The organism is Hydrogenophaga sp., from assembly GCF_050182545.1.
Taxonomy (GTDB): Bacteria; Pseudomonadota; Gammaproteobacteria; order Burkholderiales; family Burkholderiaceae_C; genus Hydrogenophaga.
Map to the genome: position 1 here is coordinate 134,604 of NZ_JBFXCD010000009.1, position 23,587 is coordinate 158,190.

Consider the following 23,587-nt stretch of genomic DNA (forward strand, 5'->3'; position numbering starts at 1 on the left):
TCCACACCACCAAGGAGTTCACCATGGGATTCTTCAGCAACATCCTCGAAAAGCTCGGCATGTCCTCGGCCGCGGCGGCACCCGTCATCACGCCGCCCGCCGTGCCCGGCGCGCCGGCTGCCGCGCCAGCGCCAGCACCCGCGGCCGCGGCCGCGCCGGCGGTGGCCTCGATCACCATGGTGGACGTGATGGCGCTGATGGAGAAGAAGGCCGCGGCCAACCCGCAGAAGCTCAACTGGAAGACCTCCATCGTCGACCTGCTCAAGCTGCTCGAGCTCGACAGCAGCCTGACCGCGCGCAAGGAGCTGGCCAAGGAGCTGTACTGCCCCGATGAGCTGATGGGCGACTCCGCAAAGATGAACGTGTGGCTGCACAAGAACGTGCTCGCGCACATCGCAGCGAACGGCGGGAATGTGCCCAGGGAACTGTTCGACTGAGCCACCCCGAGAGGGCGCGAGCGCGGCCTGTGTCAGCGCACCATTGCCACGCCCTTGATCTGCGCGAACACGCGCAGGCCGGGCGCGATGCCCAGGCGGCGCGCCGAGAACTGGCTGATGCGCGAGAGCAGGCGCACCGGCTTGGCGCCGTCGCCGAGTTCCAGTCCCACCAGCACCTGGCCGGGCGTGTCGTCCACCACATCCGTCACCGTGGCGGGCAGGATGTTGAGCACGCTGGTCTGCTCGGGCATCTGCAGCGACACACTCACGTCGCGCGCCTGGATGCGCAGTCGCACGGGCGCTCGCAGAGACAGCCCGCTGCGGTTTTGCGGCAGCAGCAGGCGCCCGCCGCCATCGAACTCGAGCACGCTCAGGCTGTCGGCGGGCACATGGCCGACCATCCGCGCATCGATCAGCGAGGCCGCCGCATCGCCCTGAGCCAGCGGCAGATCCATGCGCGTCATGAGTTCCATCACCGGCCCCTGCGCGCGCACGCGGCCGGCTTCCAGCAGGACGAGGTGGTCGCCCAGGCGCGCCATCTCGTCGGGTGAGTGCGTGACGTAGACCACCGGGATGTCCAGCCGCTCGTGCAATTGTTCGAGCCAGGGCAGGATCTCGGCCTTGCGCGCGGCGTCCAGCGACGCCAGCGGCTCGTCCATCAACAGCACGCGCGGACTGGTGGCCAGGGCGCGCGCGATGGCCACGCGCTGGCGCTCGCCACCCGAGAGTTCGTGCGGCATGCGCTGCAACAGGTGCGCGATGCCCAGCAGTTCGAGGCCATGGTCCCAACTGTGGCGGCGTTCGGTGGCCGGTGTGCGCTGGAGGCCGAACATCAGGTTGCCCTGCACGCTCAGGTGTTCAAACAGGCTGGCTTCCTGGAACACGTAGCCCAGCGCGCGCCGGTGCACCGGGCGCATGATTTGGCGCGCGCTGTCCTGCCACGGTTCACCGTCCACGCGCACCACGCCGGTGGCCAGTGGTTCCAGCCCCGCGAGCACGCGCAGGCAAGTGGTCTTGCCCGAGCCCGATGGGCCGAACAGCACGCTCACGCCGCGCGCGGGCAGCTGCAGATCCACGTCGAGCAGGAAGCCCGGGCGCTGCAGGCGCGCGGTGAGCTGCAGGCCATGTGCGCTCATGTGCTGCCCCCACGCTGGCGCCGGTTGTAGAGCTGCAGCGCGAGCAGCACGACGAATGCGAAGCCGAGCATGACGGCGGCAAGGCGGTGCGCGTCCCCATACTCCAGCGCTTCCACGTGGTCGTAGATCTGCACCGAGACCACGCGCGTGACGCCCGGGATGTTGCCGCCGACCATGAGCACCACGCCGAATTCGCCCACGGTGTGTGCGAACGCCATGATGGTGCCGGTGACCAGGCCGGGTTTGCACAGCGGCAGCACCACGTGGAAGAACGTGTCCAGCGGCGAAGCGCGCAGGCTGGCTGCGGCTTCGAGTGGGCGCGTGCCCAGGGACTGCATGGCGTTCTGCACTGGCTGCACCATGAAGGGCAACGAATAGAACACCGAGGCGATCACCAACCCGGAAAAACTGAAGGTGAGCACGCCCAGCCCGAGCCATTGCGTGAACTGGCCGACCGGCCCGTGGGGGCCCATGGCCACGAGCAGGTAAAAGCCGAGGACCGAAGGCGGCAGCACCAGCGGCATGGACACCAGCGCGCCCACCGGCCGGCTCCAGGCCGACCTGCTGCGCGCCAGCCACCACGCCAGCGGCACACCCAGCACGAGCAGGATCAGCGTGGTGAGGGTGGCGACCTGCAGTGTCAGGCCGATGGCTTGAAGATCGGAGGGGGTCAGCGGCACGGGATCAGAGGTCGTAGCCGCAGGACCGGATCAGGTCCTTGATGTCGGGGCTCTTCAACAATTTCATCAGTGCGACGGCGGCCTCGTTGTTCGCGCCGCGCTTGAGCAGCACCGCGTCCTGCTGGATGGGCGCATACAGGCCCTGTGGCACCACCCACATCGAACCGCCTTTGAGCCGGCCGCCTTCGAGTACCTGCGACAGGGCCACGAAGCCGATTTCGGCGTTGCCGGTGTGGACGAAGTTGTAGGTCTGGCCGATGCTCTCGCCCTGCACCAGCCTGGGCGCGAGCGCCTCGGCGAGGCCGAGATTCTCCATCGCCTGCACAGCGGCCGCGCCATAGGGGGCCGTCTTGGGGTTGGCGATGGCCAGCTTGCGAAATCCGTCGCCCTTGAGCACCGCGCCCCGCGCATCCACCCTGGCCGCATCGGCCGACCACAGCACCAGCTTGCCGGTGGCGTAGGTGAAGCGGTTGCCGGGCTGCGCCAGGCCATCGGCCTCCAGTTGGGCGGGGGTCTTCGTGTCGGCCGCGAGCAGCGCGTCGAACGGCGCACCGTTGCGGATTTGCGCGTACAGCTTGCCGGTGGAGCCCACCGTGATCTGCAGTGTGTGGCCGGTGGTCTTGTTCAGCACCGCGGCCACGGCTTTGATGGGCTCGGCGAAGTTGGCGGCCACCGCCACCCGGGCTTCGGCGGCGTGCAGCGTGCCGGCCACGGCCAGCAGCGTCAGCAGGGGCCAGCGCAGAAGAGAACGTGCGAACATCGGGTGCTCCTTTTCATCCGGATTCGCTATTCTTATTTGGAATAGCGATGCCAGTATAGACGCTCGACGAATCTCATGGCTTCCAGAAAACCCTCCTCTCGCAACGCCTTGAGCGATCTGCCGCAGGCGCTGGTCGACAGCAGCGCCGACAAGCGCCTGGACGTGTTGCGGCAGGTGGCCGCGGGTGGCTCGATCTCGCAGGCCGCACGCGAGGTCGGCATCAGCTACAAGGCCGCGTGGCAGGCCATCGACACGCTGTCCAGCCTGAGTGGCCAGCCGCTGGTGGAGCGCACCGTGGGCGGCGCGGGCGGCGGTGGCGCGCGCATCACGCCGCAGGGCGAACAGCTGCTGGCGCTGGCCGCCGCGCTGGCGCACGCGCGCGAACAGGTGTTGTCCCGTTTCGCGGGTGGCGAGGCGCTGGCCACCGGCCTGGGCCTGCGCACCAGCATGCGCAATCAGCTGCCCTGCACGGTGCTGCGCTGCGAGGCCTCGTCGGCGGAAGATCCCACCGTGTGGGTGCAGGCCGAGAGCGCGGGGGGCACCCGGCTGTGGTCCAGCGTGACGCGTGAGAGCGCCGATCTGCTGGGGCTGGCGCCGGGGCGGGCGGTGCTGCTGCTGTGCAAGGCCACGGCCGTCACGGTGGGGTCGGCGGTGAGAGGCAATCGCGCCAGTGTCCGCCCCGCCGACATCTGCCACTTCAACGGCCTGGTCGAGCGCGTGGCGCCGGGCAGCGCCCGCGATGAAGTCGTGCTGGCTTTGCCCGGCGGCGGGCAGTGGGTGGGGTTTGCGCCGCATCCGTCGGCGCTCAAGACCGGCGACCGGGCCAGCGCCAGCGTGGCCGCCTCGGCGCTCGTCGTGGCGCTGGGCTGAGTGCCTGCGGGTGTGGCAAGGCTCAGCGCCGGCGCGCGCCGAGCTTTCGGTACACCGTGGCGCGGCTGATGCCCAGCGCGCGCGCGGCTTCCTTCACGTTGCCGCGTGCGTCGTCCACTGCCTTGCGGATCAGCGCGGTCTCCACGTCCTTGAGGGGAACGCCGTGGCTGGCGCCATGCAGGGGGCTGCGCTCACCACCCGGGTTGAGCCGGGCCAGCACGCTCAGGCGCAGGCCCGACCACAGGGGTACCTCCAGGGGGCCCCGCTGCGCGCGCGCCGCGTCGAACAGCGACTCCATTGGTGCGGCAAAAAGTTCGCTGCAATGGCCAGGCGCGGTGCCGGGTGCCACGCCCAGCATGTCGGCGGCGGGGCGGTTGAGCGCGGTCACCAGGCCGTCGGCGTCCACGCAGACCAGGCCGTCGCTGTCGTCGCCGTGCACGCGGCCAGGCCAGTTCAGGCACAGCAGCAGGCGGTGTGGCTGGCCCAGGGTGAGCGCGTTCTCGATGCTGCGTGCGGACTGCGTGACGAGATGCTTGAGCGCGGGTTGCTCGATCACGTTCACGCCGGTCAGGTCGAGCATGCCCACGCACCGGCCGTCGTGTCCCCAGATCGGCGCGCCCGCGCAGCTGTAGACGCTGGTGTCGTCGTAGAAGTGTTCACCGCGGTGCAGCCACACCGGCTGCAACTCGGCCAGCGTGGTGCCGATGGCGGTGGTGCCGACGGCGCGCTCGGACAGGTCGACACCGACGCGTGCGATGTTGGCCGCCAGCGGATCGTTGCGGTCCACCGGGCCATGAACGTTGATCACCATGCCGCACGCGTCGGTGAGGATGGCGAAGTAGCGCGTGTGCGCCATGGCGCGCGTGAGCGACTGAATCACCGGCGCGGCGGCGCGCAGCAGCGGCTGGCTGGCTTCGATGGCGTGCTGCATCGCCCCCGGGGTCACGGCGCCGAAGGCGATGTGCTGGCGAGGCTCGAAGCCGAGGTCAAGGCAGCGCCGCCAGGAGCGCTCGACCCAGGGCGCCAGCATGGGCTGGGCCTGCGGCGCGCGGCCCTCCAGCACGAGCTTGCGCGCCTGTTCGATCAGGGCAAGCCGGTGCTGCGGGGGAACCGGGGGCAGGTGCTGGGGGGTCACGATCGGCGGGAATGTGGCAGGGCCGGGGCCGGGCTGGGGAACCGTGGAGCGCTGTCCATTAGAGCAGCGAATGCGCCGCCCGTGCACGCTTCAGTGGTCCGGGTTAACCCGGCCAGCGCCAGGTCCAGCGGGTTTCGCGCGCGAGGGTGTTGAGGTCTTCGGGTGTGTCCAGGTCGCGGGTGTAGTGTGAGTTCTCGCTGGCCCAGAGTCGCACCGCCTGGGGGTGCGCGGCGCGCCACTGGCGCAGGCTGGGCTGCGCGGGGCTGATGAGTTCGGCGCGCACCCGGGCGTCGAATATCACGGGGTGGCCTGGGCGCCCGTGCACCATCGGCACCTGCACGCGGATGCCCGGATCGCGTTCTGAAAAGGCCTGCTGCGCGGCCAGCACGTCGCTGCCGTCGATCAGCGGCTGATCGGCCAGCAGCACCACCACCTCGTGCACGCCCGGTGAGAGCGCGCGCAGGCCGGCGCGCAGCGACGAGGCGGTGTCGTCCTCGGGGCGTGGGTTGATCACGCACAGCGGCGCGATCTCGTCGGGCAGCCGCGCCAGGTGGGCCTGGATGTCGGCCGCGTGGTGGCCCAGCACCAGCACCAGGTCGTGCCGGGCCGCGCCGCGCAGTGGCTGCACCTGGCGCAGCAGGCGCTCCAGCAGGCTGTTGCCGTTGAGTTCCAGGAGGCATTTCGCCACGCCGCCCATGCGGCGCCCGGCGCCGGCCGCGAGGATGACGAAACCGGTCTTCACGGTGAGACGAAACAGGTGGGGGCCGAGGCCGCGGCCGCGAGCGTGTTCTTGGCGCTGGCCACGTCCATGTCGCGCGGCAGCGGCACGCCGTTCTTCACCGCCAGCACCTCGGCCATGATGCTCACCGCGATCTCGGGCGGCGTCTTGCTGCCGATGTAGATGCCGATCGGCCCGCGCAACCGCGCCAGGCTCTCGGCGGTCTGGTCGAAGTGCTCGATCATGCGGGCGTGGCGCGCCTCGTTGTTGCGGCGCGAACCGATGGCGCCGACGTAGAAGGCTTCGGTGCCGAGGGCTTCGAGCAGGGCGAGGTCGTCCAGCTTGGGGTCGTGCGTGAGTGCGATCACGCAGCTGCGGCGGTCGACGCGGAAGTCGCGCACCACGTCGTCGGGCATGTCGGTGAGCAGCGTCACGCCGGGCACGGACCAGGCGTTGCGGTACTCCTCGCGCGGGTCGCACACGGTGACCGCGAAGCCGCTGAACAGCGCCATGGTGGCCAGGTACTCGGTGAGCTGGCCGGCACCGATGAGCAGCATGCGGTATTCGGGGCCGAAGGTGTTGCTCAGCCACTGCGCGTCCTCGCGCAGCGCCGCCGGCGCGGCGGCCTGGCGCAGTTCCACGCGGCCGGTGGCGAGTTCGGTGCGGCGCTCGACCAGATGGCCGGCTTCGAGCGTGCGCACCAGTTCGGCCAGCGCGCCGGCGTCGGGGTTGAATTCCAGCACCAGTTCCAGGGTGCCGCCGCAGGGCAGGCCGAAGCGGTGCGCCTCGTCGGCGCTCACGCCGTACTTCACCCGCTCGGGCGGTCCGGTGGGGATGTCGTGCGTGATACCGGCGGGCGCGCTGCTGCCCTGCACGGCACCGTGCGCGCGGCTGTAGCGGTAGATCAGGTCGTCTTCGATGCAGCCGCCCGAGACCGAGCCGACCACGGCGCCGGTTTCACACAGCGCCATGATCGAGCCCACCGGGCGTGGCGACGAACCCCAGGTGCGCACCACCGTGGCCAGCAGCGCGCGCTGGCCCTGCAGGCGCCAGCCGTGCAGGGTGCGAAGGACAGTAACGTCAAGGTTTTCCATGGATGTTCAGCCTTTGGTGGCCAGGTAGATCAGTGCGGCCACGACCACCGCGATCGCGGCCCAGGCCCATGTTGGCATGCCACCACCTGGCGTGGGCATGGCCTGCAGATCGGTCGCCGCCGGCGCCGCCGCGCCCGGGTGGCGGCTTTGCAGCGCTTCGTCGAAACGGCGGAAGAAGTCCTCGGCCAGGGATTTGGCCGCGCCATCGATCAGGCGCTGGCCGAGCTGCGCGATCTTGCCGCCCACGGTGGAGTGCACCGTGTAGCTGAGTTCACAGCCCGTGCCGGCGGGCGCGAGTTGCACCGCCGCTTCGCCCTTGCCGAAACCGGCCACGCCACCCTGGGCGTCGAAGCCGAGCTTGTACGACGCGGGCGGCACGATGTCGGAGAGTTGCACGCGCCCGTTGAAGCGCGCGGACACCGGGCCGATCTTGACGGCGGTGGTCACGGCGTAGGTGTTGGCTTCGGTGAGCTCGAATTTCTCGCAGCCCGGGATGCAGGCCTTGAGCATCTCCGGGTCGTTGAGGGCTTCCCAGGCCTGTTGCTGGGTGACGGCGAGCGTCCGGCTGCCTTGCATGTCCACGTTGAAATCTCCTGTGCGGGTGGAATGATGAATGAAATCGGGTGCGTCAGCCGCGCCGCATCAGCTCGGCCATGGACCGTGCGAGGTCTTCCAGGCGGCTGAGGTTGTGCACGGCGAGCATGCCGTGAGCATGGCGGTGCAGCACGCTGGCGCCGCGGGCCAGCGGGGCATAACCCTCATAGCGCAGCAGCGGGTTGAGCCACAGCAGCTGCCGCGTGTGGCGGCCCAGCCAGCGCAGTTCTTCTTCGAGCGCCTCGGGCGCGCCGGTGTCCAGGCCGTCGGTGATGAGCAGCACCACGGTGCGCCGGCCCACCAGGCAGCGGCTGTGCGCGGCCCGCAGTTGCGCCAGCGCGGCGCCCAGGCGGGTGCCGCCGGCAAAGTCGTCGATCGCCGCGTTGGCCAGGGCCAGCATCTGGTCGGTGTCGCGCTGGCGGAAGGCGGGGCGCAAGTCGGTCAGGTCGGTGCCGAAGGCGAATGCGGCGCGCGGCGTTCCCTGTGTGGCCTGGTGCAGGAAGGCCAGCAGCAGGCGGGCATAGCGTTCCATGGAGCCGGAGATGTCCACCAGGATCAGCAGGGGCAGCGGCTGGTGCCGGCGCGCCAGCAGCGGCAGTTGCAGCAGCTCACCACTGTGACGCCGCGCCTGCTGCAGCGCGCGCGGCCAGTCGGGCTGGTGGCCGCGCAGTCCGGCGCGCGTGCGCCGCGCGCGCACCGGCGGCAGGGGCATGGGGATGTCGCGCACCAGCTGTTCGACCAGGCGGAACTCGCTGGCCGAGAGTTCGGCAAAGTCGGCGTGCCGCAGGCGCTGCTGGTCGCTGGCGGTCATGGCTGCGTCGAACTTCAGCTCCGTCTCGCCCTGGTTGGGGGTGCGTGCTTTCAGGCCTGCAATGCTCAGCGCTTCCTGCACGCGCGCCTTGCGCCGCACCGGGTGGGCCTTGGCGGCCTTGGGCAGCATTTGCGCGAGCAGTTGCTGGGCGAGTTCGGGGTTGCGGAAGAAGGCGTCGAACATCTCGCTGAACACGCCGATGTCCTGCTGGCGGCTGACCAGCACGGCTTCGAGCGCGGCGCGCAGGTCGTCCTTGCGTTCCACGCCAACGGCCTGCGCGGCGGTGATGGCCAGCACCACGCGGCTGCTGTCCACCGGCACACCGGCGCGGCGCAGGGCTCGGCCGAAGGCGGTGATGTGGTCGGGGAGTTTCCCGCTTCTTGCGTCGCCGAGGATCATGTCTTTTCTGCGGGTTGTGTGCCTGCACCTCGCGCTCTTGTGCCTGCACCTCGCTGCTGCGTGCCTGCACCTCGCGCTGACGGCTGGCGTGGTCCGCGTTCTCCGGCGCACGCTCGCGGGCGACTGTTCGGGCGGGCCTGTGCCACTTCGTCAACGCCGTGGCTGGCGCTCAGCTTCTGTGGCAACCGCGAATGGCGCCTGCGCCCGCGAACCCCACCAGCCGTCGAGAGTGGCATGTGGGCATGCCTGCGCCAGTTGTTTTCGTTGCGTGCAGGGGCGCCACTGGGGTCGATGGGGTGGGTGTCCGGGCGCAGGCGCCATTCGCGGTTGCCACAGAGGTCGAGCCCAGACCACGTGATTGACGAAGCGGTCGTCCGCGCACCCAGACAGCCGCCCGCGAGCGTGCGCCGGAGAACGGGCACACGCCCCATCGGCCCGGACGCAGTGCAGGCAAACAAGGTTTTCACCGCACCCCCCGTCAAGCCGGCTCAGGCGCCAGCAACTGGTCCAGCATCGGCAACAAGGCCGCCACGTCCTCGCGCTGCTTGAACAGGATGCCCGCGGTGTCCTGGATCACCTCGGGGTCGAGCGTGAGCGTGTCCAGCGCCACCAGCGCCTTGGCCCACTCCACGCTCTCGGCAATGCCCGGGCTGCGCTGGAAGGCGTTGGCGAAGGGCTGGTCGCGCAGGCGCGAGACGAAGCGCGTGACCTGCTCGGTGAGCTGCGCGCTGGCCTGGGGCACCTGGCTGCGCACGATGGCGAGTTCGCGCTCGCGCTCGGGGTAGTCCAGCCACTGGTACAGGCAGCGGCGCTTGACGGCGTCGTTGAGGTCGCGCGTGCGGTTGCTGGTGAGGATGGTCAGCGGTGCGGCCACGGCGGTGATGGTGCCGAGTTCGGGAATGCTCACCTGGTACTCGCCCAGGTACTCCAGCAGGAAGGCCTCGAAGGGTTCGTCGGCGCGGTCCACCTCGTCGATCAGCAGCACGGCGCCGGGCTCGGGCGTCTGCAGCGCCTGCAGCAGCGGGCGGCGGATCAGGTAGCGCGCCTGGTAGACCTCGCGCTCGATCTCGTCGGGGGTCGACACGGCCTGCGCAGCGCGCATGTGCAGCAGCTGCGCCGTGTGGTTCCACTCGTAGAGCGCTTCGCGCTGCTCCATGCCGTCGTAGCACTGCAGGCGCAGCAGCGGGCGACCAAGCACCCGCGCCAGCGCCTTGGCCAGTTCGGTCTTGCCCACGCCCGGTTCGCCTTCGAGCAACAGCGGGCGTTGCAGCCGCATGGCAAGAAAGACGGCGGTGGCCAGCCGCCGCGGTGCGTGGTAGCCCACGCCCTGCAGGGCATGGGTGAGGCCATCGATGGTGCTGGTGTCCTCAGGCACCCGGCTCATCCATTGGCCTGCCGCACCGCAGCCTGCGTCTGCACCGTGACCAGGTGCGCGCGGTAGGCGGCGCTGGCGTGCAAGTCGCCGCTGATCTCGCTCGCGTCGATCGCCACGCCTTTCACCGCGTCGGGCGTGAAGCTCTTGCCCAGCGCCGCCTCCAGGCCTTTGTGGCGGAACACGCCGTTGCCCGTGCCGGTGATGGCCACGCGCACGCCCCCAGCGGTCTGCGCCACGAACACGCCCACCAGCGCAAAGCGCGAGGCCGGCTGGCGGAACTTGGCGTAGGCCGCTTTCGCGGGGATGGGGAAGCGGATGGCGGTGATGAGTTCACCCGGCTCCAGTGCGGTGGTGTAGAGGCCCTGGAAGAAGTCGTCTGCCGCGATCTCGCGCCGGTCGGTGACGACGGTGGCGCCCAGGCCGAGCACGGCGCTGGGGTAGCACGCGGCCGGGTCGTTGTTGGCGACCGAGCCACCCATCGTGCCCATGGCACGGACCTGGCGGTCGCCAATGCCCTCGGCCAGCGCGGCCAGCGCGGGGATGTGCTTGCGCACGTCGGCGCTGGCGGCCACGTCCTGGTGTTTGGTCATCGCACCGATGACCACGTTCTGGCCCTCGACCTTGATGCCGCGCAGTTCGGCAACGCCGCCCAGGTCGACCAGGTTCTCGGGCCGCAGCAGGCGCTGCTTCATCGAGGCGATCAGGGTCTGGCCGCCGGCCAGGGCCTGCGCGCCGCCCGCGGCGAGTCGTTTGGCGTCGGCCAGGGTCTTGGGCTGTTCGAGCGTGAATGCGTACATGGTTGTTCTCCTTACTTCACGGCCTGGATGGCGTTCCAGACGCGGTTCGGGCTGGCCGGCATGTCCAGTTCCTTGACCCCCAGCGGCGCCAGCGCGTCGAGCACGGCATTGATCACCGCCGGCGGCGAGCCGATGGCGCCGGCCTCGCCGCAGCCCTTGGTGCCCAGCGGGTTGGTGGTGCAGGGCGTGACCACGTGGCCGAGCCGGAAATCGGGCACGTCATCGGCGCGCGGCATGGCGTAGTCCATGAACGAACCGGTCACGAGCTGGCCGGTGTCGCGGTCGTACACGCAGTGCTCCAGCAGCGCCTGGCCGATGCCTTGCACCAGGCCACCGTGCACCTGCCCCTCGACGATCATCGGGTTGATGATGGTGCCGAAGTCGTCCACCGCGGTGAAGCGGTCGATGCGCACCACGCCGGTGTTCGGGTCCACCTCCACTTCGCAGATGTGCGTGCCTGCGGGGAAGGTGAAGTTGGTCGGGTCGTAGAACGCGGTCTCGTTCAGGCCCGGCTCCAGCTTGTCCAGCGGGTAGTTGTGCGGCACGTAGGCGGTGAGCGCGACCTGGCCGAAGGTCACCTTCTTGTCGGTGCCCTTCACGGTGAACTCGCCGTTGGCGAAGTCCACGTCGGCGTCGCCGGTCTCCATCAGGTGCGCGGCGATCTTCTTGGCCTTGGCCTCGATCTTGTCGAGCGCGCGCATGATGGCCGCGCCGCCCACCGAGATGGAGCGCGAGCCGTAGGTGCCCATGCCGAAGGGCACGCGCCCGGTGTCGCCGTGCACGATGTCGACCTGCGACGGGTCCAGCCCCAGGCGCGAGGCCACCACCTGCGCAAAGGTGGTCTCATGGCCCTGGCCGTGGCTGTGCGAGCCGGTGAACACCGTGACGCTGCCGGTGGGGTGCACGCGCACCTCGCCGCACTCGAACAGACCGGCGCGCGCACCGAGTGCGCCGGCGATGTTCGACGGCGCCAGGCCGCAGGCCTCGATGTAGCTGCTGTAACCTACGCCGCGCAGCAGGCCTTTGGCCTTGGAGTCGGCCTTGCGCTTCTCGAAGGTCGACATCTCGGCCAGTTCGTTGGCCTTGGCCATGCAGGCCGGGAAGTCCCCGGTGTCGTACTGCAGCGCCACCGGCGTCTGGTAGGGGAAGTCGGTGATGAAGTTGCGGCGGCGGATCTCGTCCTGCGACAGACCCGTTTCCCAGGCGCAGCGGCTCACGATGCGCTCGAGCAGGTAGGTGGCCTCGGGCCGGCCGGCACCGCGGTAGGCGTCCACCGGCGCGGTGTTGGTGAACCAGGCGTCCACCTCCACGTAGACCTGTGGCGTCTTGTACTGGCCCGCGAGCAGCGTGGCGTACAGGATGGTGGGCACCGCGGTGGAGAAGGTGGAGAGGTAGGCGCCGAGGTTGGCGTCGGTGTGCACGCGGAAGGCGAGGAAGTGGCCGTCCTTGTCGAGCGCCATCTCGGCGTGCGTCACATGGTCGCGGCCGTGCGCGTCGCAGAGGAAGGCTTCCGAGCGGTCGCAGTTCCACTTGATCGCGCAGTTGAGCTTCTTGGAGGCCCAGGTCAGGCACACGTCTTCGGCGTAGAGGTAGATCTTGGCGCCGAAGCCGCCGCCCACGTCGGGCGCGATCACGCGCACCTTGTGCTCGGGCAGGCCCATCACGAAGGCCGTCATCAGCAGGCGCTCGACGTGCGGGTTCTGGTTCGACACGTAGAGCGTGTAGTCGTCACCGGCGCGGTTGTACGAGGCGATGGCCGCCCGCGGCTCCATCGGGTTGGGCGCGAGGCGGTTGTTGACCAGGTCGATCTTCGTCACGTGGGCCGCGCCGTTGAAGGCCGCGTCCACCGTCCCTTTGTCGCCGATGGCCCACTTGTAGCAGTGGTTGTCGGGCGCGGCTTCGTGCAGCGCAGGGGCGCCCTTCTTCATGCTGTCGCGCACGTCGACCACCGCGGCAAGGGGTTCGTAGTCGACGTCCACCAGCTCGGCCGCGTTCTTCGCGTTCTCCAGCGTGTCGGCCACCACCATGGCCACATGGTCGCCCACGTAGCGCACCTTGCCGAAGGCCAGGATGGGGTGGGGCGGTTCCTTCATGGGCTGGCCGGCGGTGTCGGTGATCAGCCAGCCGCAGGGCAGGCCGCCGATCTTGTCGGCCGCCACGTCGTTGCCGTCGAGCACACCGATGACCCCCGGCGCCTTGAGGGCGGCGGCCTTGTCGATCTTGCGGATGTTGGCGTGGGCATGCGGCGAACGCACGAACACCGCATGGTGCATGTTGGGCAGCACGATGTCGTCGGTGTACTGGCCTGCGCCGGTGAGGAAGCGGTAGTCCTCCTTGCGCAGCAGCGATTCGCCGATGTGCGGAAGCTTGGAAAAGTCGGATGCACCCATGATGTGTGGCTCCTCAGGCTTTCATGCCGGCAGCGCCTTGCTGCACGGCTTTCACGATGTTCTGGTAACCGGTGCAGCGGCACAGGTTGCCCTCGAGGTGCTCGCGGATTTCGGTGGCACTGGCACCGGGGTGCTGCTTGCACAGGCTGACCGCGCTCATCACCATGCCGGGGGTGCAGAAGCCGCATTGCAGGCCGTGGCAGTCCTTGAACGCGGCCTGCATGGGATGCATGGTGCCGTCGGCGCTGGCCATGCCTTCGATGGTGGTGACCTCGGTGCCGGCCACCTGGGCCAGCAGCACGTTGCACGACTTGACCGCGCGGCCGTCCACCAGCACCGTGCACGCACCGCACTGGGCGGTGTCGCAACCCACGTGCGTGCCGGTGAGCTTGAGGTGTTCGCGAATCGTCTGGACCAGCAGCGTGTGGGGCGCCGCGTCGACGGTCACGGCCTTGCCGTTGACCCTGATCTGAACCTGCATGCTTGTCTCCTTGTTGTGTTGGGGCACAACAAGTTGAGCACGGGCGGCAGACGGTGATTTGCGGGTTAACCCTGAAATCCCGGGCGCGCCGCCAATCATTCTCAAATTGAGACGTGGCCGGCGGGCCGCGCCCCGGCGGGCGACTACAGCGGGTTCGGCGCCCGCACGGTCTCGGGCCGGTAGCGCAGGCGGACGGTGGTTTCGTCGAGCACCTCCAGATGCACACTGGTCCGGCGGTACGACCACTTGCGATCGATGCCGGTGCTGGAGCGATCCTGCCGGCTCTTGGTGCTGATCTCCAGCCCGTAGCGCGCCTTGAGCGAGGTGGTCAGCCGCTGGGCGATGGCTCGGGCTTCCTGTGGCGTGGCGGCCCGGGTTTGCAGCTGGATGCCCTGGAGCCTGTCCTTCTCGAAGCCGAAGGCCACGGCGAAGTCGACGCCCAGCAGTTCATGGGCGGGTATCTCCAGCAGCACACGGCCGACTTCGGTGGCCGGCCAGTCTGCGCTGGCGGGCACGGCCTCGGGGATCAGGGCGCTCACCTCGGCCGGCGTGGCGCCGGCGGGCACGCCGCGCCACAGTGCCTGCGCCGAAGCGCCCGCAAAGGACAGCAGGAGGAGGGTGCAAGCCAGGATCTTCTTCATGCAGGGCGTTGGATGCGGACCGGGCGGCGGAGTTCGGGAACGGATGCGCCTGGCACCCGGGCGCGGCCTGGAGCCGCCCGGCGAGGATACCGGAGAGGTCGCCCGGTGTCCCGGCCGTGGGCTCTGGCGTCATGGGGTGCTGCGTTGAAAGCGCATCGTCCAGTTCACCTCCCAGGTGGCTCCGCCGTCGGCGGAAAACGCCTGTTCCCAGTGTGGCGACGGTGTGTGCGTGTCGGTCCAGAGAAAGCGCACGCGGATCGGGCGGCCATCGAGCGTGTCGTCGGCGAAGAAGCGGCCCACGCCGTCCTCGAACGCGCCGACCACCGGCACGTCCAGCCGGTGCGGCTGCCGGGCGTCGAGCCACCAGATGGACCAGCGGCCGCTGGCGGCATCGTGGGTGCGCAGGGTGGCGGCGCGGTAACTGCCACCGGGCAGGTGCAGCAGGTTGTCGTCGACATTGCCGTGTCCGCTCAGGATGGGTTGTGCGATGCAGCGGCCACCGAAGGTGTCCCAGTCCAGGCAGCCGCGCAGGCGCTCGCGCAGGCGGCGGTGCTCAACGTGCCAGTGGCCGAAGAGGAAGTCGAAGTCGTGGGTGTCGGGGGTTTTCATGGCGGTATTTCTCTTCATGCGTGCAGGGTAGAGCGCGCGGTGGGCACCAGGCGGTGGCTTTCGGCGGGGCCGGCGAGCCAGGGTGAGAGGGCCGGCTGTGCGTCGCGCGCCCAACTGCCGCCGCGTTGGAGGGCGTCGAAGGCGGCGAGGTCGTCGAACAGGGCCAGCCCCACCAGCACGGGCTGGCGTTCGCGCACCGGCAGGCGCGGGAAGTTGTTGGGCGTGGGGTCTGTGACGTACCAGCCGATGCGCCGCGCGCCACCCTGCCGCAGCACAGGCGCGAGCACGTCACGGCAGAGTGCCAGCAAGTCGTCGCTGGCGGGTGCCCGCAGCGGGAACACCGTGGCATCGAGCAGGCCGGGCGGGGTGCTGGAGGCGCCGGGTGCGGCGCGCTCCCGGTGACTGCCGTCGATGCCGGCGCCGGGCCAGGCGGGGTGCAGCAGGAACACGTCGTCCGAATCGACCATGGTGGCGTTGGCGGCGTCGCGGTGGGTCTGCCACACGGGGCCACCGTAGAAGGCCTCCAGGCCCGCGCGGCGCTGGTCCATGTCTGCAAATCCGCGCAGCCAGACGAAGCGCCTGTCGTCGTCGAGGTCGCGGAACTGGCCGATCACGCGCATGCCGACGGCCTCCTGGGTTTCGATGAACTCGCGGTCGAACAGCGCGATGAGCGTGTCGCGCTGGCCCGGGTGCAGGGTGTAGCGGCGCAGTTCAACGATGGTTGATTCGTTCATGACAAGGGCTCCTGAGGTTGGGGTGCGCCGATGATCGAAGGAAAAACACGACAAGGCCTGTCATGTTTAAATCCGCCGCATGAAAGCCAGCCGCCTGCTCTCGATCCTGATGCTGCTGCAGGCGCGCGGGCGCATGACGGCACCGGCATTGGCGCAGGCCATGGAGGTGTCGGTGCGCACCGTGCTGCGCGACATCGACCAGCTCTCCGCCGCCGGTGTGCCGCTTTGGGGCGAGCGGGGGCGCCTGGGCGGCTTCCAGCTGCGCGAGGGCTGGAGCACGCAACTCACCGGCATGACCGAGCCCGAGGCCCACGCGTTGCTGCTGGCGGGCCTGCCCGGGCCGGCCACCGAGCTCGGCCTGGGCGCGGCCGCCGCATCGGCGCGCCTGAAGATGGTGGCCAGCCTGCCCAGCGGCTGGCGCGAGCAGGCCGACCGCGTGGGCGAGCGCCTGCACATCGACCCCGTGGACTGGTACCGCACGCAGGATGCGCCACGCTTCCTGCGCGAGGTGGCCGACGCGGTCTGGCGTGCGCGCCGCATCGAGGTGCGCTACGAAAGCTGGCGTGGTCAGGCGCGGCGTGTGCTGGAGCCGCTGGGCCTGGTGCTCAAGGCGGGTGCGTGGTACCTGGTGGCGCGCCCGGCCGATGCCGCTTCAGGCCAGGGCGACCGTGTGCGCACCTACCGCCTGGCAAGCCTGCTCGAACTGAAGGTGGGTGCGGCCTTCCGCCGTCCGCGGTCGTTCGACCTCGCGCGCACCTGGCAGGCGTCGGCCGCGCGCTTTGAATCGGAGCTGCGCGCGGTGCAGGTGCGTGCCCGGGTCTCGCCGCGCTGCCTGAGATGGCTGGCGAACGCGCGCATCCCCTTCACCGACCGCGAAGGCGACGAGGTGACAATCCGCGTGGAGTCGATCGAGCAGGGCGCGCGGAAATTGCTGGGTTTTGGCGACGAGATCGAGGTGCTGGCGCCCCCCGCGCTGCGTGAGCGCATGGCGCAGCAGGCCGCGGCGGTTCTGGCGAAGTACCCCGCAGTGGGGTCATGACGCCTTTCTGACGGGTTTCCGTGCTTTCGCGCCGTGTTCCCGGTGCCACTGCGCGAGGGAGAAATCTGGATAGGCGTCAAAGCGTTCATCGCTCTTGCGGCCTTCCACGCGGACCCAGGGCGCTTTCGAGCCCAGCATGATGTGCACGTTGCCGGGCGGGCTGGACAGGGGCGTGTCGATCGCGCTGGCATGGGGGTGCACCAGCTCGGGCCAGCGAGGGTCCCACAGCCAGAGCGCGCTGCCGCACTTGCCGCAGAAGTGGCGTTGACCGCTGCTGTGCCGCACCTGATCGCCCTCGGAAATCGCCGCCTGGTAGATCCGCAGATGGCGCTTGCCCGTCACTTTCAGGGTGCGGTGGTCGGCGCCCAGGTTGATGGCGTAACCACCACCGCCCGCTGTCTTGCGGCAGATCGAGCAGTAGCAGCGCATGAAAGGCACGGGCTCCGTCGATTCGACCGAGAACCGGACGCTGCCGCAGTGGCAGGAACCTTCGAGTTGCATGGGAACCTCCGCGGGTGAACGGGCCCTAGGCGGGCGTGAACCAGATCGCCGCCGTGCGCATGCCCAGCCAGGTCAGCAGCAGCGAGCCGAACAGGTGCAGGCTGGCCGTGCCGCCGGCCAGGAGCCAGCGGCCATGCTGCAGCATGGCCACAATTTCCACTGAGAAAGTGGAGAAGGTGGTGAGCGCGCCCAGCAGGCCGGTGACGATCGCCAGGCGCCACACCGGGTCGATCTGCGTCTGGCTCTGGAAAAACACCACTGCCACGCCGATCGCGTAGGCACCGATACAGTTCGCCGCCAGCGTGCCCCAGGGCAACAGGGCGCTGCCGTGGTTGAACCACAGGCTCAGGCGCCAGCGGGCCAGCGCGCCAAGCACGGCACCCAGGCTGATGGCGATGACGCTGTGCATGCGGTGCCTGTGCCGTCAAGGGGCGTCAGAATGGCGCGCCGTCATCGTCGCCGCCTTCGGCCAGCGCGGGTTCTTCTGCCATGGGCATGGCCGCGGGTGCCTGGGTGTCAGGAGCCGCGGCGCCAAAAGGCATCTCGCCGCCAAGGGCCTCGACCAGTTCCGGGATGAGCTTCTGCAGTTCGCCGGTGGACAGGGCCACGTCGGCGTCGAATCCGTTCTCGCCTTCGTCGGGCCGGCCTTCGAACACGCCTTCGAGGAAGTTGATCTTCTTGAGCTGCAGCGATTCGGTGAGCACGAAGCCGATGCGGCCTTCCCAGCTCAGGGCCAGGCGCGTGGGCAGCTTGCCCTCGGTGATGTGCTTGCGCACCTCGTCGGTGGCGAGGTTGTGGCGCGTGAACTTCACCACCGACTTTTCCTCGTCGCCCGACTTGAGTTCGCACTCGCGCTCGACCGCGAAGCCGCCCCGCCACTCGTCCGGCGTGGTGGCGGAAAGCCATTGCGTCATGGCGGTCTGCGGCGTCACGGCGGTTTGCAGCAGGGTGATGGCCAGGCCGTCGAAGGCGCGCACCAGCGCCGTCACGACCTCGTCGAGCTTGCCCTGGCTGCTGGCGTCGGTGACGAGCCAGCCGTTGGCCAGGTCGATCCAGACCCAGACGTTCATCTGGCGCGCGAAGGCCTGCGGCAGCAGCGCCAGCAGCGCGTCCTCGCGCAAGGCTTTCGTTTCCTTCTTGCCGGGCTTGCGGCCGGTGGTGGCCTCGATGTGGTCGGCTTCTTCCTGCGCCTTCTTGCGCACCACCGAGCCGGGCACGCCCTTGGTCTCGATCTGCAGCTTGAGAATGCGCTGGCCTGCGACCGATTCCACCAGCGGGCCGTGGGCTTCGCCACGCGGTTCGACCCAGCCGACGGATTTGTCCTGCGTGGCGCCGCAGGGTTGGAACCGGGCTGCGTCCAGCGCGGCCTCCATCTCTTCCAGCGTCGCGGCCCAGCCGGGCGCGATGCGGTAGATCGTCACATTCTTGAACACGGGATACCTTCAAAAAAACAAACCCTGCGCCAGATGGGGCAGGGCCAGTATCTTAGTTTGTCGCTCGCCACGCCCGAGGCCAGGTGCTCTACATCCGGGAGGGCAGCCACAACGCGATCTGCGGGAACCACCACAGCAGCAGCAAAGCCAGCACCATCAGGAAGAAGTAGGGCGCGCAGACGCGTGCGATCCAGGTGATTTCACGCTTCGTCATGCCCTGCAGCACGAACAGGTTGAAGCCCACGGGCGGCGTGATCTGCGCCATCTCGACCACGATCACCAGGTAGATGCCGAACCAGATCAGGTCGATGCCGGCGGCAGTGACGGTGGGCAGGATCACGCCCATGGTCAGCACGATCATGGAGATGCCGTCGAGGAAGCAGCCGAGCAGGATGTAGAACAGGGCGAGCGCGATCAGCAGCACGGCGGGCGAGAGGTTCAGGCTGGCGACGTATTCGGCCAGGTGGCGAGGCAGGCCGATGTAGCCCATGGCCAGCGTGAGAAAGGCCGCGCCGGCGAGGATGAGCGCGATCATGCAGTACAGCCGCGTGGCACCGAGCAGCGAGTCGCGGAAGGTGCGCCAGTTCAGCGAACCCTGCGCCCCCGAGAGAATGAGCGCCCCCACCACGCCCACGGCCGCGGCCTCGGTGGCCGTGGCAATGCCGGTGTAGATGGTGCCGATCACGCCACCGATGAGCAGCAGCACCGGGATGAGGTGGCGCGACTCGTCGAGCTTCTGCATCAGCGTCATGCGCGTGTCGCTGCGTGGCACCTTGTCCGGATTGAGCAGCGCCCAGACCATCAGGTGACCGCTGAACAGGGCCGCCAGCAGCAGGCCGGGCAGCATGCCCGCGACGAACAGCCTGGCAATCGAGACTTCGGCGGCGACACCGTAGACGATCATCACGATGGAGGGCGGGATCAGCAGGCCCAAGGTGCTGGCGCCGCCGAGCGAGCCCACGATCTTCTCGGCCGGGTAGCCACGCTGGCTGAGCTCGGGAATGCTCATCTTGCCGATGGTGGCGCAGGTGGCCGCCGACGAGCCCGAGACCGCGGCGAAGATCGTGCTGCCCAGGATGTTGGTGTGCAGCAGGCGCCCTGGCAGGGCATTCACCCAGGGTGCGAGCCCGCGGAACATGCTCTCGGAGAGTTTGGTGCGGAACAGAATCTCGCCCATCCAGACGAATAGCGGCAGCGCGGTCAGCGTCCAACTGCTGGCCGCGCCCCAGATGGTGATGGCCATGGCGTCGCCTGCGGGACGCGAGGAAAACAGCTCCATGCCGATCCAGGCCACGCCGGCCAGCGTGAGGCCGATCCACACGCCGCTACCCAGCAGCACGAACAGCGAGACGATCAGCAGCGTGATGAGCACAAACTCATTCATGGCGCGTCTCCGCCGGGCCGTGGACGCGTTGGCGCCGGTATTCGAGCACCCATTCGTCGATGAAGGCGATCAGCAGCACGGTGGTGCCCACGCCCATGAGGATCTGTGGTATCCACAGCGGCGTGGCGTCGGCCGCGGTGGAGATGTCGTGATAGGTGTGCGACTGCCAGGCCAGGCGCCAGGCATAGACCGCCAGCAACCCAGCCAGCAGCACCGCCACCGAGAGCGACCACAGCTCCAGGCCGCGCCGCGCGCCACCCGTGAGCTTTCCGATGATCAGCGTCACGCGGATGTGTTCGCCGCTCTTGAGTGTGTGGGCCAGTGCCAGGAAACCCGCGCCGGCCATGGCGTAGCCGGCGTAGGCGTCGGTGCCGGGTACATAGAACTGCAGCAAACGCCCGAAGATGGACAGCAGCACCATGACCAGCACGCCGATCATGAACAACGCGGCCAGCCAGGCCGCGCCGAGGTAGAGGACATCAAGTGCTTTGCGCATGGGAATATGAAATCAGTTGAATGACCCGTTGCGCGTGTCCGGGTTCAAGCCAGCGGGCGCCGCGGAACTGGCTTGGCCAGGCCGCAGGCGCCGCCCCCTTGAAGGGGTCGCGCGGAGCGCGGCGGAGGTGTTACTTCCTGTACGCGTCGAGCATGGCCTGGCCTTCAGGTCCGGCCTTGCCCAGCCATTCCTTGACCATGGTCTCCCCGACCTTTTGCATGTCGGCCTTGAGCGTGGCCGAGGGCGGCTCGACCGCCATGCCGTTGGCCTTGAGCGTGGCGAGCGTGTCGGTGTTGACCTGGCTTGATTTCTCCCAGCCACGCGCCTCGGCGTCCGCGCCGGCCTTGAGCACGGCGTCCTGCGTGGGCTTGTCCAGGGCGTCGAAGGCCCGCTTGTTCACGATGACTGCATTCTTGGGCAGCCAGGCCTGCACGTCATAGTAGTACTTCAGGTGCTCGTAGAGCTTGCTGTCAACGCCTGTAGCACCCGAGGTCATGTTGGCCTCGACCACGCCGGTGGCCAGAGCCTGCGACAGCTCGGCGGCCTGCACGGTAACCGGCTGCGCCCCCACCAGTTCGGCAATGCGCGTGGTGGCCGGGCTGTAGGCTCGCCACTTGGCGCCCTTGAGGTCGGCGGCGCTGGCCACAGGTTTCTTGCTGTAGATGCCCTGGGGCGGCCATGGCACGGCGTACAGCAGCATCATTCCTTGTTCGGCCAGCTTTTTCTCCAGGATGGGCTTTTGCGCCTGGTACAGCTTCTTCGAGTCGGCGTAGCTGGTGGCCAGGAAGGGCAGGCCGTCGGCACCGAACATTTGCCATTCGTTCTGATAGGCCGCCAGCAGGATCTCGCCCGCCTGTGCCTGGCCACCCTGCACAGCTCGCTTGATCTCAGGCGCCTTGAACAGCGAGGCACCGGGATGCACAGTGATCTGCAACTTGCCGCTAGTGGCCTTGTCGACATCGGCCGCGAAGTTGGCCAGGTTGACCGAGTGGAAATTGGTGGCGGGGTAGGCGGCCGGCAGGTCCCACTTGGTCTGTGCGTGCGCGCCGGTGCACAGCGCCAGCGCGGCGGCCATCAGGGCAAATTGGTGCTTCATGGTTTCTCCGGGACAATGGTGGAATGAAGAGGAATGACAGCATAAATGCAAATAGCGGGCCAGGTGCCAGGGTGTTTTCCCCGGGGCAAGGCGCATGAATCTCCGATTCGTCGAAGCGTTTTACTGGGTGGCTTCGCTCAAGAGCGTCACGCGAGCGGCTGACAAACTGTTTCTCACGCAATCGGCCATGTCCAGCCGCATAGCGGCGCTGGAAGAGGAACTGGGTGTGTTGTTGCTGGACCGGCGCGACAAGCAGTTCCGCCTCACCGTGGCGGGTGCGCGTTTCTTCACCTACGCGCAGCGCCTGCTGGAGCTGCAGCGCGAGGCCAAGTCGGAGATGGGTTCGGGCGCGGCGCTTGCGGTCTCGCTGCGCATCGGCGCGATCGAATCGGTGCTTCACTCGTGGTTGATTCCCTGGATCGAGAAATTGCGTGCAGATCACCCGGCGTTGGCGCTGGAACTCACGGTGGAGACCACGCCCATCCTGGTCGAGCAGGTACAGCGCGGCACGCAGGACATTGTGTTCGCTGCGCTGCCTGCGGCGGCAGATGGTGTGCGCAGCCACAGCCTGCCGCCCATGGAGATGGTATTCATTGGCCACGCACAGCGGCATCGCAAGCGCCGCTACACCCTGGAGGCACTGTCGGCAATGGAGCTGCTGACTTTCCAGCGCGGATCGCATCCCCATGTCGCGTTGCTCGACCTGTTCCGACAGGAAGGCGTAGAGCCAGGTCGGGTGCACACGATCTCGTCTATCTCTGCCATGGTGCAACTGGTACAGGGCGGGTTCGGTGTGGCCACGCTCCCGCTCAATGCCGTGCGCCGCATGCACAACTCGCCCGACCTTCGAGCGCTGGCGTGCGACCACCCGCTACAACCGTTACCCATCCACGCGAGCTACCGCACGGATCCGACCAACGACGCGGTGGAGACGGTTCTGAAGTCGGCGTTGGGCTTTGTCGAGGCGCAACCTCGGTCCCTGTCGCGTGCCACGCGCGCACCAATAAGGCGCAACTCGCCCCGTTTCTGAGCATCGAAAAAATCGATGATGTAAGCGAAAAATTTTGAATTTGAATTGCTGCTGATCGCGCTCCACAATCCGCCCATCGCCATCGCGGTGACATGTGATGGCAAGAGGAGACGCAGTGAATTCAGATTCGAAATCGGCAGTGGAAGTGTTCGGTCGCAACGGCATGCAGAGCGCATCGCACGTACGCGAAAAGATCCGCATGGGCCTGTGGACGTCTCACACCAGTGGCCTTGCCGACGAGCATGTGCAGGGCAATGTCGTCATCTTGCCCCAGGCACTTGCCGGTGATTTTCTGCGTTACTGCCAGCGCAACCCAAAGCCCTGCCCATTGCTGACGGTGTCGGAGCCGGGAGAGCGCAAGTTGCCCGAGCTAGGCGCTGATATCGATATCTGCACCGACGTGCCGCGCTACCGTGTGTGGCGCAATGGTGAACTGGTGGACGAGCCAAGCGACATCACGGCCATCTGGCGCGACGATCTGGTGAGTTTTGTCATAGGTTGTTCCTTCTCGTTCGAGCAAGCGCTGATGGACGCTGGCTTGTCCTTGCGACATGTCGATCAGGGCCGCAACGTGGCGATGTTTCGTACTCATATTGCCACGCAGCCGGCGGGACCGTTCTGCGGTCCGCTGGTTGTTTCAATGCGGCCCATGAAGGCGGCCGATGCGATTCGTGCCGTGCAAGTCACTTCACGTTTCCCCAATGTTCACGGCGCACCGGTGCACATCGGTGACCCTTCCCTGATCGGCATCGCCGACCTCTCGAAGCCGGACTACGGCGACGCGGTCGACGTCTTGTCCGATGAGCTGCCGGTGTTCTGGGCCTGTGGCGTCACGCCGCAGGCCGCGATCCAGCAGGCCCGCCCAGCGTTCTGCATCACCCACGCCCCAGGGTCGATGTTGATCGCCGATCTTCTCAACCAGCAACTTGCCAGTTTTTGAACCAGGA

Annotated in this window: 26 protein-coding genes; 5 read left to right on the forward strand and 21 right to left on the reverse strand. The window is 68.4% G+C overall.

Annotated features, from left to right (window positions below; genetic code table 11):
• The first annotated feature begins 23 nt into the window (after positions 1 to 23).
• A complete protein-coding gene (locus AB7P10_RS11835) occupies positions 24 to 437 on the forward strand; it encodes a DUF3597 domain-containing protein (RefSeq protein ID WP_428294056.1) in 414 nt (137 codons plus the stop codon).
• Positions 438 to 469: 32 nt separating this feature from the next.
• Here the strand turns inward: AB7P10_RS11835 and modC are convergent, their stop codons facing one another.
• The 3 genes from modC to modA are packed head-to-tail and all read right to left on the reverse strand — an operon-like array spanning position 470 to position 3,013.
• Positions 470 to 1,573, reverse strand: a complete 1,104-nt coding sequence (gene modC / locus AB7P10_RS11840) for a molybdenum ABC transporter ATP-binding protein (RefSeq protein ID WP_428294057.1) — start codon at positions 1,571 to 1,573, stop codon at positions 470 to 472.
• A complete protein-coding gene (gene modB, locus AB7P10_RS11845; protein WP_428294058.1) occupies positions 1,570 to 2,253 on the reverse strand; it encodes a molybdate ABC transporter permease subunit in 684 nt (227 codons plus the stop codon). Before modB ends, modC begins: the two co-directional genes overlap by 4 nt.
• 4 nt (positions 2,254 to 2,257) lie before the next feature.
• Entirely contained in the window at positions 2,258 to 3,013 is a 756-nt protein-coding gene (gene modA, locus AB7P10_RS11850) for a molybdate ABC transporter substrate-binding protein (RefSeq protein ID WP_428294059.1), read from the reverse strand.
• A 75-nt stretch (positions 3,014 to 3,088) separates the two neighbouring features.
• Here modA and AB7P10_RS11855 point away from each other — a divergent pair, with 75 nt between their 5' ends.
• Complete coding sequence (locus AB7P10_RS11855) at positions 3,089 to 3,883, forward strand: TOBE domain-containing protein (protein ID WP_428294060.1); 795 nt, start codon at positions 3,089 to 3,091, stop codon at positions 3,881 to 3,883.
• A gap of 22 nt (positions 3,884 to 3,905) precedes the next feature.
• On the opposite strand, the gene AB7P10_RS11860 is transcribed toward AB7P10_RS11855, so the two are convergent.
• The 12 genes from AB7P10_RS11860 to AB7P10_RS11915 all read right to left on the reverse strand — a co-directional run bounded on the left by AB7P10_RS11860 (position 3,906) and on the right by AB7P10_RS11915 (position 15,661).
• Positions 3,906 to 5,018 (reverse strand): sigma-54-dependent Fis family transcriptional regulator, encoded by a 1,113-nt coding sequence (locus tag AB7P10_RS11860; RefSeq protein WP_428294061.1) that lies wholly within the window; start codon positions 5,016 to 5,018, stop codon positions 3,906 to 3,908.
• Positions 5,019 to 5,121: 103 nt separating this feature from the next.
• Positions 5,122 to 5,760, reverse strand: coding sequence for a nucleotidyltransferase family protein (locus AB7P10_RS11865; protein WP_428294062.1), 639 nt, complete (start codon positions 5,758 to 5,760; stop codon positions 5,122 to 5,124).
• A complete protein-coding gene (locus AB7P10_RS11870; RefSeq protein ID WP_428294063.1) occupies positions 5,757 to 6,830 on the reverse strand; it encodes an XdhC family protein in 1,074 nt (357 codons plus the stop codon). The genes AB7P10_RS11865 and AB7P10_RS11870 overlap by 4 nt, the downstream gene beginning before the upstream one ends.
• Before the next feature lie 6 nt (positions 6,831 to 6,836).
• Positions 6,837 to 7,412: a CoxG family protein gene (locus AB7P10_RS11875; protein WP_428294064.1), complete on the reverse strand. Its 576-nt coding sequence runs from the start codon at positions 7,410 to 7,412 to the stop codon at positions 6,837 to 6,839.
• Between the two features lie 46 nt (positions 7,413 to 7,458).
• Positions 7,459 to 8,634 (reverse strand): vWA domain-containing protein, encoded by a 1,176-nt coding sequence (locus tag AB7P10_RS11880; RefSeq protein ID WP_428294065.1) that lies wholly within the window; start codon positions 8,632 to 8,634, stop codon positions 7,459 to 7,461.
• A gap of 478 nt (positions 8,635 to 9,112) precedes the next feature.
• Positions 9,113 to 10,018, reverse strand: coding sequence for an AAA family ATPase (locus AB7P10_RS11885; RefSeq protein WP_428294066.1), 906 nt, complete (start codon positions 10,016 to 10,018; stop codon positions 9,113 to 9,115).
• A complete protein-coding gene (locus tag AB7P10_RS11890; protein WP_428294067.1) occupies positions 10,015 to 10,806 on the reverse strand; it encodes an FAD binding domain-containing protein in 792 nt (263 codons plus the stop codon). The genes AB7P10_RS11885 and AB7P10_RS11890 overlap by 4 nt, the downstream gene beginning before the upstream one ends.
• A gap of 11 nt (positions 10,807 to 10,817) precedes the next feature.
• Positions 10,818 to 13,196, reverse strand: a complete 2,379-nt coding sequence (locus AB7P10_RS11895; protein WP_428294068.1) for a xanthine dehydrogenase family protein molybdopterin-binding subunit — start codon at positions 13,194 to 13,196, stop codon at positions 10,818 to 10,820.
• Positions 13,197 to 13,209: 13 nt separating this feature from the next.
• Positions 13,210 to 13,677 (reverse strand): (2Fe-2S)-binding protein, encoded by a 468-nt coding sequence (locus tag AB7P10_RS11900; protein ID WP_428294069.1) that lies wholly within the window; start codon positions 13,675 to 13,677, stop codon positions 13,210 to 13,212.
• Between the two features lie 143 nt (positions 13,678 to 13,820).
• Positions 13,821 to 14,318 (reverse strand): hypothetical protein, encoded by a 498-nt coding sequence (locus AB7P10_RS11905; protein ID WP_428294070.1) that lies wholly within the window; start codon positions 14,316 to 14,318, stop codon positions 13,821 to 13,823.
• Between the two features lie 129 nt (positions 14,319 to 14,447).
• Positions 14,448 to 14,927, reverse strand: coding sequence for a DUF1579 domain-containing protein (locus AB7P10_RS11910; RefSeq protein WP_428294071.1), 480 nt, complete (start codon positions 14,925 to 14,927; stop codon positions 14,448 to 14,450).
• A 14-nt stretch (positions 14,928 to 14,941) separates the two neighbouring features.
• Positions 14,942 to 15,661 (reverse strand): NIPSNAP family protein, encoded by a 720-nt coding sequence (locus AB7P10_RS11915; protein WP_428294072.1) that lies wholly within the window; start codon positions 15,659 to 15,661, stop codon positions 14,942 to 14,944.
• 79 nt (positions 15,662 to 15,740) lie between these two features.
• Between AB7P10_RS11915 and AB7P10_RS11920 the strand changes: the two genes are divergently transcribed.
• Complete coding sequence (locus AB7P10_RS11920) at positions 15,741 to 16,700, forward strand: helix-turn-helix transcriptional regulator (RefSeq protein WP_428294073.1); 960 nt, start codon at positions 15,741 to 15,743, stop codon at positions 16,698 to 16,700.
• On the opposite strand, the gene AB7P10_RS11925 is transcribed toward AB7P10_RS11920, so the two are convergent.
• The 6 genes from AB7P10_RS11925 to AB7P10_RS11950 form a co-directional block, all read right to left on the reverse strand.
• Positions 16,695 to 17,201: a GFA family protein gene (locus tag AB7P10_RS11925; protein WP_428294074.1), complete on the reverse strand. Its 507-nt coding sequence runs from the start codon at positions 17,199 to 17,201 to the stop codon at positions 16,695 to 16,697. The two genes, AB7P10_RS11920 and AB7P10_RS11925, sit on opposite strands and share 6 nt — an antisense overlap.
• A 25-nt stretch (positions 17,202 to 17,226) precedes the next feature.
• Entirely contained in the window at positions 17,227 to 17,610 is a 384-nt protein-coding gene (gene crcB, locus AB7P10_RS11930; RefSeq protein ID WP_428294075.1) for a fluoride efflux transporter CrcB, read from the reverse strand.
• Between the two features lie 25 nt (positions 17,611 to 17,635).
• Positions 17,636 to 18,634, reverse strand: coding sequence for a recombination-associated protein RdgC (locus AB7P10_RS11935; protein WP_428294076.1), 999 nt, complete (start codon positions 18,632 to 18,634; stop codon positions 17,636 to 17,638).
• A gap of 88 nt (positions 18,635 to 18,722) precedes the next feature.
• A complete protein-coding gene (locus AB7P10_RS11940) occupies positions 18,723 to 20,018 on the reverse strand; it encodes a TRAP transporter large permease (RefSeq protein WP_428294077.1) in 1,296 nt (431 codons plus the stop codon).
• Positions 20,011 to 20,514, reverse strand: a complete 504-nt coding sequence (locus tag AB7P10_RS11945) for a TRAP transporter small permease (RefSeq protein WP_428294078.1) — start codon at positions 20,512 to 20,514, stop codon at positions 20,011 to 20,013. The genes AB7P10_RS11940 and AB7P10_RS11945 overlap by 8 nt, the downstream gene beginning before the upstream one ends.
• Positions 20,515 to 20,644: 130 nt before the next feature.
• A complete protein-coding gene (locus tag AB7P10_RS11950) occupies positions 20,645 to 21,610 on the reverse strand; it encodes a TRAP transporter substrate-binding protein (RefSeq protein WP_428294079.1) in 966 nt (321 codons plus the stop codon).
• A 94-nt stretch (positions 21,611 to 21,704) separates the two neighbouring features.
• Here AB7P10_RS11950 and AB7P10_RS11955 point away from each other — a divergent pair, with 94 nt between their 5' ends.
• Both AB7P10_RS11955 and AB7P10_RS11960 read left to right on the forward strand, forming a co-directional pair.
• Positions 21,705 to 22,640, forward strand: a complete 936-nt coding sequence (locus AB7P10_RS11955; protein ID WP_428294080.1) for a LysR family transcriptional regulator — start codon at positions 21,705 to 21,707, stop codon at positions 22,638 to 22,640.
• A 163-nt stretch (positions 22,641 to 22,803) separates the two neighbouring features.
• Positions 22,804 to 23,580 (forward strand): putative hydro-lyase, encoded by a 777-nt coding sequence (locus AB7P10_RS11960; RefSeq protein ID WP_428294099.1) that lies wholly within the window; start codon positions 22,804 to 22,806, stop codon positions 23,578 to 23,580.
• The last annotated feature ends 7 nt before the right edge of the window (positions 23,581 to 23,587 follow it).